This is a genomic window from Streptomyces sp. NPDC054840 (assembly GCF_053611065.1).
Genome location: NZ_JBSGZP010000149.1, coordinates 1 through 12,959, shown reverse-complemented (window position 1 = coordinate 12,959; position 12,959 = coordinate 1). Strand labels below are relative to the sequence as shown.

Here is a 12,959-nt window from a genome sequence, read left to right as displayed (position 1 = left end):
GCACCGGCGTGCGAGGCGGCCCCGGCCCGGCGACCAACCCGCCCGCCACGTTCTGTCCGGCGGTCGATCGATCGTGCGCTCGACCTCGCTGATCTGGTAAACATGCAGGTCAGGAGGACGGACTCTGCCGAGTCCGCCCCCTTCGTTGTTACCGTGCTGGATCGGTGCTGAATATTCCGACGCGGAGTCAGTGGCGATCAGGTCTCGTAAACGGTGGATCGGTGTCCTACGTGAACGACCCAGATCACCAGCTCCCCGTTGTCGATCGTGTAGACGACGCGGTAGTCGCCGACGCCGACGCGCAAGCGGCGGCGCTCGGGCTGAGACACGAGTGCGGTGGTGTTGAAGCCGAGTGGGTCGGTCTCCAGCTCGGTCAGCTTGGCCAGAATGCGTAGCGCCATGTCGCGGGGGATCTTCCGAAGCTCGGCCTGGGCCTCGGGGCGGAAGACAGTTCGGTACTCACTCACCGCGTGCCAGCGTCTCCCTCATGATGTCCTCGATCGGGATGCCGGGCGCGGGGTTGGCCATGCGCTCGTCGATGATCCGGTTGATCTCGCGCTCTTCCCACTTCTGGTACTTGCGCAGAACCTCGATGGAGACGACAGCGGCGACTTCCTTGCCGCGGCGCGTGATCACGGTGGGTACGTCGTCGCGGTCGGCGTGCTCCACGACCTCGGCCAGATGTGCGCGCACGTCGCGGATGGACTCTATGGGCAGCGGCTGCATCATGCACACAAACATTCCAAGGGTCCCATGCGTCCCATGTGTACACCACGGCTGTTTGCCGGCGACTTGCCGCGCCATAAAGGTCATCGCTGCTCGTAGCGGTGATCGAGTCGGTCACACCCAGGCCCGGACCGTACGCATCTCGGTGAGCCCCCCCCCGCAAACCAGCCTGGGGGGCCGCGACGGTCGATCCTGCCGTTGGTCGTCCCGTCGCCACCCTGCCTCCGACGCGCCGCGTTTTTTCGGCATGGGGGTGGGGCCACACGGGTCGGAAGGGAAGCCCGCCGCGGGGTGGCGGCGGCTTCGTCTTCCCGCAGTGCGGGTTTACCACCCCCTGGAGATCTTGAATCGACGGTAGGTGTTGCATGAACATAATTGAGCGCTCCCCTCGGCGTGACAGTCCGCCCCACTCGAGCACCCCATGAGAGAGAAACCATGCACCGCTTGGCCACCGCCCTTCTCGTTTCCGCCATGGCACTGATCGCCCTGCCCGTCACGTCGGCCCAGGCGGCGGCTCCCGTCGCGGTGCCGGTGGCCGGTGTGGCCGGCGATATCGGGTGGGACTCGGGCAAGCCCGCGCCGACGCCGTTCCAGGGCGGCTGAGGGCAAGCCCACTGCCCGCCGCCGCCCTGAGCGGTAACGGTCAGGGAGAGCGGTCCGGGCCTGCCTCCTCGGCAACGTTGTCAAGCAGCCCCGACTTGGCGATCAGGTAGCCCAGTTGGGCCCGGCTGCGACTGCCCAGCTTCGCGGACATCCTCGCGACGTACTCCTGGCACCGACGCACGCTGATGCCGAGCTGCCCGGCCGTCACCGAGTCCGTGTCACCGGCGACGATGTGCCGCATGATCGCCAGTTCCAGGTCGTCGGTGATGCGGGTCGTCGCCCGGTCGCGGCCGGGCGGAGTGAAGGGGACCGCCCTGATCCACGAGCGTTCGAAGAGGGCCACGAGGAACGAGACCATAGCCGGGGCCCGGATCTCCGCCGCTGCCCGGCGGTCGTCGTCGGCGGGGATGAACGCCACCGTCCGGTCGAAGATGATCAGACGGTCGAAGTTCTCGTCCAGCGTCGCCACCTGGGCGCCGCGCTCCTGGATCGCGCGGACGTAATGACGCGTCGCCGAGCTGGACCGGGCGTTGTGCTGATAGATCGTCTTCATCGTCACCCCGCGGTCCAGCATGTCCAGCGTGGACGGCAGTGACTCGCCCAGAACGGCTGCGGACCGGGCACCACCGGGCTGTGAGGTGAGTACTTCGCCACGGCACTCCCGGGCCGCCAGGCGGATGGCCGCATTGATGTTCGGGAAGTCGGTGTGCGTCACATATCCGTAGGCATTCCGAAGATGATTGTTCCGATATTCGGCGACCACCGGAGCCAATTCTTCGCGCACTCGAAGCAAGTTGATCGCCGAGCGGGCGGAGCTTTCGAGTATCTCGGCTACAACGTAACTTCCGATGGTTTCGGGATTCACGGGGGTGAAGCCTGTTTTGCTCTGCTCATCCGGGACTGCGAGGCCGGATGAAAGCAGTCTTTCCAGCGAATCCTCCCGGGCCTCTACCTCCTGGTCTTCGGTAGCGGAGTCCGGCTGGGTCGGCAGGCATGGTGCCGAATCCTGTGCGAGCAACTCCCGGTAGAGCTGAATGTCTTGAGATTGTAGAGATTCGAGACGTGTTTCAAACTTAGGCGTCACGCTGCATTCCCCCATGCTGGCAACCTGTGCTCCCGTTCAGGCTAGTAGACGGCGCCTTCCCACGACATCAGTGCAGGTGGAGACTTTGATCACGTCATGAAGTCCCTCTTGGGAGGGGCATATGCCGGGCCGGGCCGTGCCGCTGTGCCGTCGAACGCATCCCGCCACCGAACCGCTTGTTTTCGGCCTCTTTCGCCATCGGCCGCATGGCCGGGGAATATTCGGAGTGGTGTCGTCAGGTGGATGTGCGGGGGAGGCGGGCTCCCCTGATCCAGTTGCCCCGCGTGTTCCTGCGGCGCAGGTTCCCGCACCGGTTCCGGCCTTGCCCGGAGAACTCCTTCCAGCCAGGATCGAGATGTCTCATTCGCTGAGGCAACGTCGTAAAGAAGCCAATAAAGGGAGTGCGTAGTGACGACCGATGTAATACGGTCAGGGGGCTCGGTCGGCGAGAGCAGCGATCCGTATCGGTACTTCTCGGAAATGGATCTGAAGGAGGCGCTGAACAATCACTCTGCGGACCAGATCAAGCTGTTCCTGGAATCCTGGGAGGACCTTCCGGTCGACGCGTACATGAAAGACGGCGCGGACTACCGCCGCCGTCGGCATGGGTCCTTCCGCTTCGCCGACGGGGATCTCGTGGCGGAGCCCCCGCGAGCCTTCCACCAGTCGGCCCAGGTGAACTCCCTCCACGGCGGCGTCGACCGGCACTTTCCGCCGCTGGTCGCCGAAGTGGCCGCGGGAGGGGTGCTCCACACCCTCATCCGCTTCTTCGCCGAGCGGCTGCCCGGTGACTTCGACCCCGCCACCAGCGGTGTCGGCGTCCACCAGATCCGCATCACCGCGACCCGCGACGCGAAGGGGCTCCCGGCCCCCGAGGGCGTCCACGAGGACGGGCACCACTACGTGGCGCAGGTCCTGATGCGCCGTGCCGACGTCGAGGGAGGCGAGTCGCAGCTGTACGACCGCGACCGCCGGCCGATCTACAGCACCACGCTGCTCCAGCCCTTCGAGTCGATCGTGATCGACGACCGCCGGGTCTTCCACGGCGTCTCCGCGATCGAGCCGGCGGACGGAGTCCGGCAGGGCGTGCGCGACATGCTGCTGATCGACTACTTCCCGCTGGCCACCGCTGACGCGCGCGGCTGACCCGACCGCGCTTCCACCGCCGCCGCCCCACCGCCCACCCGGGAAAGACGCCATGAACGACGACTTCACCAGGCAACTGCAGGCACGCCTGCCCGCCGCCCGCACGGACGTGCGGACCCGAACCGCCTACACGTCCGACGCCTCGATCTACCGCGTCATGCCGACCGCGGTGTTGGAGCCCCGGGACGCGGAAGAGGCCGCCGTTGCCGTGGGCATCGCCGTCGAGCACGGCGTCGGCATCACCTGCCGGGGCGGCGGCACCTCCATCGCCGGCAACTCCATCGGCACCGGACTCATCCTCGACTTCTCCCGGTACATGAACCGCATCGAGGACCTCGACCCGGAAGCCGGCACCGCCACCGTCCAGCCCGGCGTCGTCCTCGGCACCCTGCGGGACCGGGCCGCCGCACACGGCCTCACCGTCGGCCCCGACCCCTCCACGTACTCCCGCTGCACCATCGGCGGAATGATCGGCAACCACGCTTGCGGCGCCCACTCGGTGGCCTGGGGCACGACCGCCGACATCACCGAGCAGGTGGACCTGCTGCTGGCGGACGGCCGCCGGATCCGCGCCGGCCAGGGCTCCAGCGGTGACGCGGACATCGACCGCCGGCTCAAGCAGCTGAGGGACCGCCACCTCGCGCCGCTGCGCACCGAGCTCGGCCGATTCGGCCGGCAGGTGTCGGGGTACGGACTGAACGCCCTGCTTCCCGAGAAGGGCTTCCACGTCGCCCGCTCACTGGTGGGCACGGAGGGCACCTGTGGCGTCCTGCTCGGTGCCCAGGTCAGGCTCACCCCGATTCCCGCCGCCAGGGTGCTTCTCGTACTCGGCCTCCCCGACGTCTACGCGGCCGCCGACTGTGCGCCCGCACTGGCGAAGGCCGGCGCGCTGACCGTGGAGGGTCTGGACGCCCCGCTGGTGGAGGCGCTGCGCTCGCGCGGCGGGCGCGCTCCGGGCATCGACCTGCTGCCGCGCGGGGCGGCCTGGCTGTACTGCGAGATCGAGGGCATCGACGAGGCCGACGCGATCGCCAACGCCGAGCGCCTGGCCCGTGAGACCGACGCCACCAGCTTCATCACCGCCGACGCCGAGCAGACGGCCGCGATCTGGTCCATCCGCCGCAACGGCGCGGGCATCGCCACCCGGATGGCCGACGGACGGCAGGCCTGGCCCGGCTGGGAGGATTCCGCCGTCCCGCCGGAGCGGCTGTCGGGATACCTGCGGGACCTGCACGCCCTCATGGCCGAACACCGGCGGACCGGAACCATCACGGGGCACTTCGGCGAGGGCTGCCTGCACGTCCGGGTCGACTGGGAACTCGGCACCGAGCAGGGCATCGCCGGCTACCGGGAGTTCATCACCGCCGCCGGCGACCTCGTGGTCGAGCACGGCGGCTGCGCCTCCGGTGAGCACGGCGACGGCCGCGCCCGGTCCGAGCTCCTGGCCCGTACGTACTCGCCCGAACTCGTCGGCGCTTTCGCGGCGTTCAAGAACATCTGGGATCCGGGCAACATGCTCAACCCCGGCATCATCGTGGACCCGGTCCCCTTCGACCAGGACATCCGCCCCAGCCCGGGCCGCGACCGCAAGGAGCTGCCGATGATCCAGCGCTTCGGCGGCGACCAGGGTTCGCTCACCAGCGCCGTGCACCGCTGCACCGGCGTCGGCACCTGCCGCAACGACACCGGCCACATGTGTCCCTCCTACCAGGTCACCCGCGACGAGGTGCACTCCACCCGAGGTCGCGCCCGGGTGCTGAGCGAGATGCTGCGCGGCGAGACGATCACCGACGGCTACCGTTCCACCGAGGTCCGGGACGCACTCGACCTGTGCTTCTCCTGCAAGGCGTGCAAGAGCGACTGCTCGGTGAATGTCGACATGGCCGCCTACAAGTCGGAGTTCCTGCACCGGCACTACGAGGGACGGCTCCGACCGCGGGCCCACTACACCCTGGGCTGGCTGCCGCTGCTGGCCCGGCTGGCGTCGGTGGCCCCCCGTTCGCTCAACCGGCTGACGCGGCGTGCGCCGCTCGCGGCCAGACTGAGCTCCCTGGCCGGACTGGAGACGCGCAGGCCGCTGGTGGAACTGCCGGGGCAGACCTTCCGGCAGTGGTTCCGCTACCGCAGGCCGGTCCCCGCGGGCGCGGCGGCCGGTACGGGGGCGCGCGTCCCGGCGGGCTCCGCCGGCACCGTCGTCCTGTGGCCGGACACCTTCAGCAACCTCCTCGACCCCCGCGGGGCCCAGGCCGCCACCCGGGTCCTGGAAGCCCTCGGGTACGAGGTGGTCCTGCCCGACGGCCCGGTCTGCTGCGGCCTGACCTGGCACTCCACCGGCCAGCTGGGGACCGCCCGGGCGGTGCTCGGCCGCTCGGTGGGCGCCCTGCGCGGGCACCTGGAAGCCGGCCGCGTCATCGTCGGCCTGGAACCCTCCTGCACCCAGACCCTGCGCGAGGAGGCGGCCGAACTGCTGCCGGACTCGCCGCTCGTACGCCGGCTGTCCCAGCAGGTACGCACCCTCGCCGAGGTGGTGGCGGACCACCCGGGCCCCTGGCCGTTCGGGAAGCTCGACCAGGATGCCGTGATGCAGCCGCACTGCCACCAGGAGGCCGGCCACGGCCACGGTCCGGAGACCGAGGTGCTGCGCCGGCTCGGCGTCACCACCGACGTGATCTCCGCCGGCTGCTGCGGCATGGCCGGCAACTTCGGCTACGAACCGGGCCACTGGGACGTCTCCCAGGGCGCGGCCGAGCGGGAGCTCTACCCGAAGCTGCGGGCCGCCGGGCCGGACACCGCCGTAGTGGCCGACGGGTTCTCCTGCCGGACGCAGATCGCCCAGGAGGGCTCACACCGTCCCGAACACCTGGCGGAGCTGCTGCTGCGCGCCCTGCCGGGAAACACCACCCCCGCCGAGAGCGAGAACGGAAGCGGCACATGCGCATCGTAAGGTTCGAGAAGGCGGGCACGATCCGCTACGGACTCCTCGCCGACGACGAGGTCGTCCCACTCATCAACGGCCCCTTCGGTCCTCTGGACGTGCCCTCGGACGCGCCCCGCTTCCCCCTACGGGAGGTGCGGCTGCTCGCTCCCGTCACACCGGGGAAGGTCCTCGCGATCGGCCGGAACTACGCCGAGCACGCCGCGGAACTCGGCAACGAGGTGCCCGAGGAGCCGCTCGTGTTCCTCATGCCGGGCAGCGCCGTCATCGGCCCGGGCGAGGCCATCGTCAAACCGTCCTACACGGACGAGCTCCACCACGAGGCCGAGCTCGCCGCGGTGATCGGCCGGACCTGCCGCGATCTGACGCCGGAACAGGTGCCCGCGCACGTCCTCGGCTACACCTGCGCCAACGACATCACCGCCCGCGACCTCCAGGGCCCGGACCGGCAGTGGTGGCGCGCCAAGGGATCGGACACCTTCTGCCCGATCGGCCCCTGGGTGGAGACCGGACTCGACGTCAGGGCGGTCGGGGTACGGGCCACCGTGAACGGCGAAACCCGGCAGGACGGCAACAGCTCCCGCATGGTGCACCCCGTCGACCGCCTGATCAGTCACATCAGTTCGGCCATGACACTGCACCCTGGTGACGTGATACTCACCGGCACCCCGGCGGGTGTCGGACCGCTGCGGCGCGGCGATCGGGTCACGGTCTCCGTCGAGGGGATCGGCGAGCTCACCAATCACGTCGTCTGAACCGCGCCGCCCAATCTGGAGACCGCTTCCCCATGATGATCCTCCTCGGCGCCTTCCTGGTGCTGGCCGTCGCCTCCGTCGTACGCACCACGGCGGGATTCGGCTTCTCCCTGGTGGCCGTCCCGCCTCTGGCGCTGCTCATCGACCCGGCGAGCGCGGTGGTCGTGGCCGGGATCATGGCCGCCCCGCTCAGCCTGTGGATCGCCGTCCGTGACTGGCGCCATGTCGACCGCCGCCTGATGACGGCGACCCTGCTGTCCGGGCTGGCCGGCGTGCCGTTCGGAGTGTGGCTGCTGGCCACGCTCTCCTCGCAGGTGCTGCTGTTCGTCATCACGGCGGTGGTGCTGCTGGGCACGTTCATCGTCTGGCGGAAGATCACGCTGGGCGGCGGTCTGGGCGCGGTGATGGCGGTCGGGATGTTCTCCGGAGCCTCCTTCGCCGCCACCGGCATCGACGGCCCGCCCATGGTCGCCGCGTTCCAGAGCATGAAGCTGGAGCCCAGGGTCCAGCGCGCCACGCTGGGCGTGGTGTTCTCCGGTACCAGCCTGGCCGCACTGGCCGGCTTCGGGATCAGCGGCCAGCTCACCGCGACCGTCGGGCAGATGCTCCTCGTCGGGTTGCCGGCCCTGCTCATCGGGATATTCGTCGGCGAGAAGGCCTTCCGCCGCCTGAACGCCGAGCGGTTCCGCCGGGTCGTCCTCGGCCTGCTGGTCGTCAGCTCGCTGTCGGTGGTCCTGCGCGTTGCCACCGCCTGACACGCCGCCGCACCCGTACCTCCCGCTCCACCCGCTCCACCCGCTCCACGGGCGACCACCCAGCGGCTGAAGCCGTTCGCCCGCCGCCACGCATCTCACCGCAAGGATGTGAATCCACATGCCCGACCCGCACGTCAGCCCGGGGCGCGAACCGCTCATGCGGCTGTCACGGCGCAGCACCCTCATATCCGGCTCCAAGACCTCAGGTACCCGCAACAAGGCGGAGGCGCTGCGCGCCCGCGGCGTCGACATCGTCAACTTCGCCGCCGGAGAACTGGACTTCGCGCCGCACCCGGAGGTGCTGAGCGCCCTGCGGCACACCGCCGAAGCGGACGTGCACCGCTACACCGACACCGCCGGCATCCCTGCCCTGCGCGAGGCCCTCGCCGACCGGATCTCCCGGCTGTCCGGTGTCGGGTACACGCCCTCCGAGGTCCTCGTCACCGCCGGCGCCAAGCACGCGCTGTACCTGGCGTGCCTGGTCCTGCTCGACTCCGGCGACGAGGCGCTCGTGCCCAACCCCGGCTGGGGGACCTTCCAGGCCCAGATCCGACTGGCCGGGGCGGTACCGGTGCCGGTGGAGACCGCGGACACCGGCTTCGTGCCGACCGTCGAGCGGCTGGAGGCACTGCGCACGCCGCGGACGCGGATGCTCGTGCTGAACACGCCGAACAACCCGACCGGCGCCGTCTACCCGCCCCGCGTACTGGCCGAGATCACCGCCTGGGCCCAGGGGCACGGCGTGTGGATCCTGTTCGACGAGTGCTACGGAGAGCTGGTGCTGCCCGGCGCGCAGCACGCGCACCCCGCGGCGCTGGTCGACGGCGCCCGCGAGCTCGTCGTCGGCATCGGTTCGTTCTCCAAGAGCTTCGCCGTCACCGGCTGGCGGGCCGGCCACGTACACGGCCCCGCCGCGGTGATCTCCGCCATGAAGAACCTGCAGAGCCACACCACGTCCAACGTGACCAGTGTGGTCCAGCACGCGCTGCTGCCCGCCGCGCGCGGTGAACTCGACTCGTTCGTCGCCGAGGCCCGCCAGGTACTGCTGCACCGGCACGGCATCGTCGAGAAGGCCCTGGACGCCACCCCGCACCTTTCGGCCACCACCCCCCAGGGTGCGTTCTACTTCTTCGTCGACGGCCGCGACGTCATCGGCCGCACGCTGCGCGGCATCGACGTGACCGACGGCGGCGTGCTCGCCGAACTCCTGCTGGAGCACGCCGGCATCGCGCTGACCCCCGGATCCGCCTTCGGCAGCGAGGGCTTCCTCCGGCTGTCGTACGCCATAGCCGAGGACCGCATCACCGCGGGTCTGTCCCGTCTGCGGGAGGTGATGGACGATGTCAGGTGACCTCCGGCCGCTCGTCCTCTACTTCGGCACCGCCCAGCGCCCCGAGTTCTACGCCGGACTGCTCGGCGGCGAGTCCGCCCTGGGCCTGCTCCTCGACGAGGAGACGCCGCACAAGCTGGAACCCCCGGAGTTCGACTTCGTCGAGAAGTTCGCCTTCTCGCAGGGTCCCGAGGCGATCGCCCGCCGGATCGAGGAGATCCGCGGCCGGTACCGCCTGGAGTGCGTGCTGAACGTGGACGAGACCCTGGTTCCGCTGTGGAGCGAGGTGTGCGCCCTGCTCGGCCTGCGCGGCATGACCCCGGCCGCCGCCACGGCCGTGCGGAGCAAGAGCGAGATGCGGCGCCGGTTCGCCGAGCGGATCGGCATCGAATCCTCCGCCCGCTCCCACGTGGTCACCGACGAGGCGGGGCTGCTGCGGTTCGCCGCGGGCACCGGCTACCCCGTCATCCTCAAGCCCGGCAACCTGTGGGGCAGTTACTTCGTCTCGCTGTGCGCGGACGCCGACGAGCTGACCGCCGCCTACCGGCAGGTCCGTGACACGCTGCCCCAGTTCTCCGAGCAGCAGCGGGTGTCCGGCGTACCGGTGGAGATCCTCGCGGAGGAATACCTGCCCGGCACCAACCACTCGGTCGAGTGCCTGGTGCTGGACGGCGAGGTGTGGACCACGCCCGTCATCGACGTGGTCACCGGCACCGACCTCGGCGGCACCGACTTCCACCACTTCGCCCGGGTGACGGCGACCCGGCTCACCGCGGACCAGCAGGACCGGATGCGCGCCCTGGCCTGTGAGGCCGTACGCGCGCTGGACGTCGACCGCGGCCTGCTGCACGTCGAGTTCGTCCAGGGCTCCGGCGGCCCCCGGCTGATCGAGGCGGGCGGCCGGCCCGGCGCGAACCGTGCCCCGCTGCTGCGCGAGGCCTTCGGCATCAACATCATCGCCGGATACCGCGATGTCATGCGCGGCGTACGGCCGCAGGTGACCCCGGCCCACGACGGGGCGGCGGCGGTTGTCACGCCGTACCCGGCGCACGCCGGCCGGCTGCGCTCGTACCGCACCCTGGACGCGATCCGCGCGCTGTCCAGCACGGTGCAGGTCGACACCTACAAGCAGCTCGGGGACGTGGTGCGCCCCCGACACGAGGGCGTGGCGGCGCCGGTGCGCATCGAGATGCGCGCGGCGTCCCCGGAGCAGCTGTCGGCGGACCTGCGGGAGCTCACGGCGCTGTGCGAGGAGCTGTTCGATGTGGTCCCCGAGCGGGTCGACGACGACTCCGGGGCGACGGTATGACCCGTCACATCGTGTTTCTGGAGAGCAACCTCACCGGCGCCGGGTACGAGGCGATCCTCGCGGCGCGCGAGGCGGGCCACCGGGTCACCTTCCTGACCCGGGACCTGTCCCTCTACCTCGCCGCCGGCCACGAACGGCTCGATACCGCCTGGCTGGACGAGGTCGTGGTGTGCGAGACCAACGACTCCCGGGCCGTCGTCGACGCCGTACGCAGGCTCTCGCCGCCGGCGGACGCGCTGATCTCGGTCGGCGAGTGGCACATGATCCCCGCCGCCGAGGCCGCCCGGGCCCTCGGGCTGCCCGGCCCGGACCCGGCCGGCGTACGGGCCGCCCGCGACAAGTCGGCCACGCGCGCGCTGTGCGCGGCGGCGGGCGTGCCCGTTCCGCGGTTCGCCCGGGTCACCGGCCCGCAGGAGGCGGGCAGGGCGGACCTCGGCTACCCGTGTGTCGTCAAGCCGCTGGACGACGGGGGCAGCAACGGGGTCCGGCTGTGCGCGACCGCGGCCGAGGCCGCCGAGCACGTCCGTACGATCCTGGCGGAGACCCACAACGAGCGCGGCCAGCTCAAGATCCCGGCAGCCCTCGTCGAGGAGTACGTCGACGGGCCGGAGGTCAGCGTCGAGGCACTGGTGAACGGCGGGGAGATCACGGTTCTCGCCGTGACCTGGAAGGAACTGGGCGAGCTCCCCCATTTCGTGGAGACCGGCCACCACGTCCCGGCCGAGCTGGGTGACGGGCTCGACGAGCGGTGTGCCCGGGTCGCGACGGACGCGGTGCGCGCCGTCGGGTTCGACTTCGGGGCCGCCCACGTCGAACTGCGGCTCGCGGCCGACGGACCCCGGCTGATCGAGATCAACTGCCGCCCGGCAGGCGACCGGATCACCCGGCTCGTCGAACTGACCACCGGGGTCGGCATTCCCGCCGAACTGGTGGCACTGCACCTGCCGGGATGGACACCGCCCCGGCCGGCCGCCAAGGGGGCCGCCGCCATCGCCTTCCTGCCCGCCGATGCCGGAACGGTCACCGAGGTGCTGGGGGAGGACGCGGCACGCCGTCTCGAAGGCGTGGCCGACGTCAGCCTGTACGTCGCACCGGGCGACGCCGGTGTGCCCCTGGCCGACCACAGCGCCCGGCACGGACACGTCGTGGCGACCGCTCCGACGGGGCGCGAGGCGCTGCACCGGGCCCGCCGGGCGCTCTCCCTGATCTCGGTCCGGACCGCCGGCTCGCACTGAGGCAGGCCAAGGCCCCGCCGCCCTGCCGCCCTGCCGCCCTGCCGACGGCCGGGACGGCCCGGACAGACCACTGAACGACTTCGAAGGAACCAACATGTTCAAGCCCGTTTCGTACCCCTCCTTCCGCAGCGTCCTCGCCCAGCGGCGTGCCCTCTCGCAGGCCGTCCGCGTCGCCGGCGCGCACGACGCCCTGGGCGGCCGGCTGGCGCAGGCCGCCGGGTTCGACGCCGTATGGGCCTCCAGCCTGGAGGTGTCCGCGGCCCGCTGCCTGCCCGACGCCAGCGTGCTGACGATGACCGAGTACCTGGAGGCCGCCGCACACACCCAGAAGGCGCTCGGCATCCCGGTCGTCGCGGATGTCGACACCGGCTACGGCAACAACCTCAACGTCGCGCACATGGTGCACGAGTACGAGGCGGCCGGCATCACCGCGGTCTGCATGGAGGACAAGCTCTTCCCGAAGATGAACAGCTTCGTCGCCACCGCGCACACCCTCCTGGACACCGAGGAGTACTGCTCCAAGGTCAGGGTCGCCAAGAACGCGCAGCGCGGTGAGGACTTCTTCTTCATCGCCCGCACCGAGGCCCTGATCGACGGCCTCGGCGTGGAGGTCGCGCTGGAGCGCTGCCACGCCTACGTCGACGCGGGCGCGGACGCCGTGCTCATCCACTCCAAGTCCCGTACGAAGGACCAGGTCCTGGAGTTCCTCCAGGGGTGGCACGACCGGGTGCCCGTCGTCGTGGTGCCCACGACCTACCCCGACTGGCACGCGGACGACGCGGTCAAGGACGGCGTGTCCACCATCATCTACGCCAACCAGGGGCTGCGGGCGACGGTGTCGGCACTGCGGGACACCTACGCCTCGATCCTGAGCCACGGAGAGACCACCCACCTGGAGGACAAGATCGCCTCCGTCAAGGACGTGTTCGCCCTGCAGCGCCTCGCGGACTGGCAGGAGCTCGAGTCCGCGTGACCCTCCGGGCGACGGCCCGGCCGGGAGCGGAACATCGCGTTCCGCTCCCGGGGGTCTTCTGGCTGCTGTTCACGGGCGTCCTGCTGAACCCGCTGGGGATCCTCGTCC

General features: G+C 70.5%; 12 protein-coding genes. 9 read left to right on the top strand and 3 right to left on the bottom strand.

The features are described from left to right. Nucleotides 1–197: 197 nt before the first annotated feature. Both ACWGIU_RS13745 and ACWGIU_RS13740 read right to left on the bottom strand, forming a co-directional pair. Nucleotides 198–467: a type II toxin-antitoxin system RelE family toxin gene (locus tag ACWGIU_RS13745; protein ID WP_453705429.1), complete on the bottom strand. Its 270-nt coding sequence runs from the start codon at nucleotides 465–467 to the stop codon at nucleotides 198–200. After that, a complete protein-coding gene (locus ACWGIU_RS13740; RefSeq protein WP_453705427.1) occupies nucleotides 460–729 on the bottom strand; it encodes a type II toxin-antitoxin system Phd/YefM family antitoxin in 270 nt (89 codons plus the stop codon). The genes ACWGIU_RS13745 and ACWGIU_RS13740 overlap by 8 nt, the downstream gene beginning before the upstream one ends. Before the next feature lie 441 nt (nucleotides 730–1,170). Between ACWGIU_RS13740 and ACWGIU_RS13735 the strand changes: the two genes are divergently transcribed. Next, the gene (locus ACWGIU_RS13735; RefSeq protein ID WP_453705425.1) at nucleotides 1,171–1,329 is read left to right on the top strand and encodes a hypothetical protein; all 159 of its coding nucleotides are present in this window, start codon (nucleotides 1,171–1,173) and stop codon (nucleotides 1,327–1,329) included. A gap of 40 nt (nucleotides 1,330–1,369) precedes the next feature. Here the strand turns inward: ACWGIU_RS13735 and ACWGIU_RS13730 are convergent, their stop codons facing one another. Continuing rightward, on the bottom strand, nucleotides 1,370–2,428 hold the full coding sequence (locus ACWGIU_RS13730; protein ID WP_453705423.1) for a LuxR C-terminal-related transcriptional regulator: 1,059 nt from the start codon (nucleotides 2,426–2,428) through the stop codon (nucleotides 1,370–1,372). Between the two features lie 465 nt (nucleotides 2,429–2,893). Here ACWGIU_RS13730 and ACWGIU_RS13725 point away from each other — a divergent pair, with 465 nt between their 5' ends. From ACWGIU_RS13725 to ACWGIU_RS13690, 8 genes are all read left to right on the top strand, one after another. Further along, entirely contained in the window at nucleotides 2,894–3,559 is a 666-nt protein-coding gene (locus ACWGIU_RS13725; RefSeq protein WP_453705421.1) for a 2OG-Fe dioxygenase family protein, read from the top strand. 52 nt (nucleotides 3,560–3,611) lie between these two features. Next, the gene (locus tag ACWGIU_RS13720) at nucleotides 3,612–6,503 is read left to right on the top strand and encodes an FAD-binding and (Fe-S)-binding domain-containing protein (RefSeq protein ID WP_453705419.1); all 2,892 of its coding nucleotides are present in this window, start codon (nucleotides 3,612–3,614) and stop codon (nucleotides 6,501–6,503) included. After that, the gene (locus ACWGIU_RS13715; RefSeq protein ID WP_453705417.1) at nucleotides 6,491–7,249 is read left to right on the top strand and encodes a fumarylacetoacetate hydrolase family protein; all 759 of its coding nucleotides are present in this window, start codon (nucleotides 6,491–6,493) and stop codon (nucleotides 7,247–7,249) included. The genes ACWGIU_RS13720 and ACWGIU_RS13715 overlap by 13 nt, the downstream gene beginning before the upstream one ends. 32 nt (nucleotides 7,250–7,281) lie before the next feature. Beyond that, nucleotides 7,282–8,004, top strand: a complete 723-nt coding sequence (locus ACWGIU_RS13710) for a sulfite exporter TauE/SafE family protein (protein WP_453705415.1) — start codon at nucleotides 7,282–7,284, stop codon at nucleotides 8,002–8,004. A gap of 118 nt (nucleotides 8,005–8,122) precedes the next feature. After that, nucleotides 8,123–9,355: a pyridoxal phosphate-dependent aminotransferase gene (locus ACWGIU_RS13705; RefSeq protein WP_453705413.1), complete on the top strand. Its 1,233-nt coding sequence runs from the start codon at nucleotides 8,123–8,125 to the stop codon at nucleotides 9,353–9,355. Continuing rightward, on the top strand, nucleotides 9,345–10,643 hold the full coding sequence (locus ACWGIU_RS13700) for an ATP-grasp domain-containing protein (protein ID WP_453705411.1): 1,299 nt from the start codon (nucleotides 9,345–9,347) through the stop codon (nucleotides 10,641–10,643). Before ACWGIU_RS13705 ends, ACWGIU_RS13700 begins: the two co-directional genes overlap by 11 nt. Then, nucleotides 10,640–11,878 (top strand): ATP-grasp domain-containing protein, encoded by a 1,239-nt coding sequence (locus ACWGIU_RS13695; RefSeq protein WP_453705409.1) that lies wholly within the window; start codon nucleotides 10,640–10,642, stop codon nucleotides 11,876–11,878. Before ACWGIU_RS13700 ends, ACWGIU_RS13695 begins: the two co-directional genes overlap by 4 nt. Before the next feature lie 94 nt (nucleotides 11,879–11,972). Beyond that, the gene (locus tag ACWGIU_RS13690) at nucleotides 11,973–12,851 is read left to right on the top strand and encodes an isocitrate lyase/phosphoenolpyruvate mutase family protein (RefSeq protein WP_453705407.1); all 879 of its coding nucleotides are present in this window, start codon (nucleotides 11,973–11,975) and stop codon (nucleotides 12,849–12,851) included. Nucleotides 12,852–12,959: the final 108 nt, after the last annotated feature.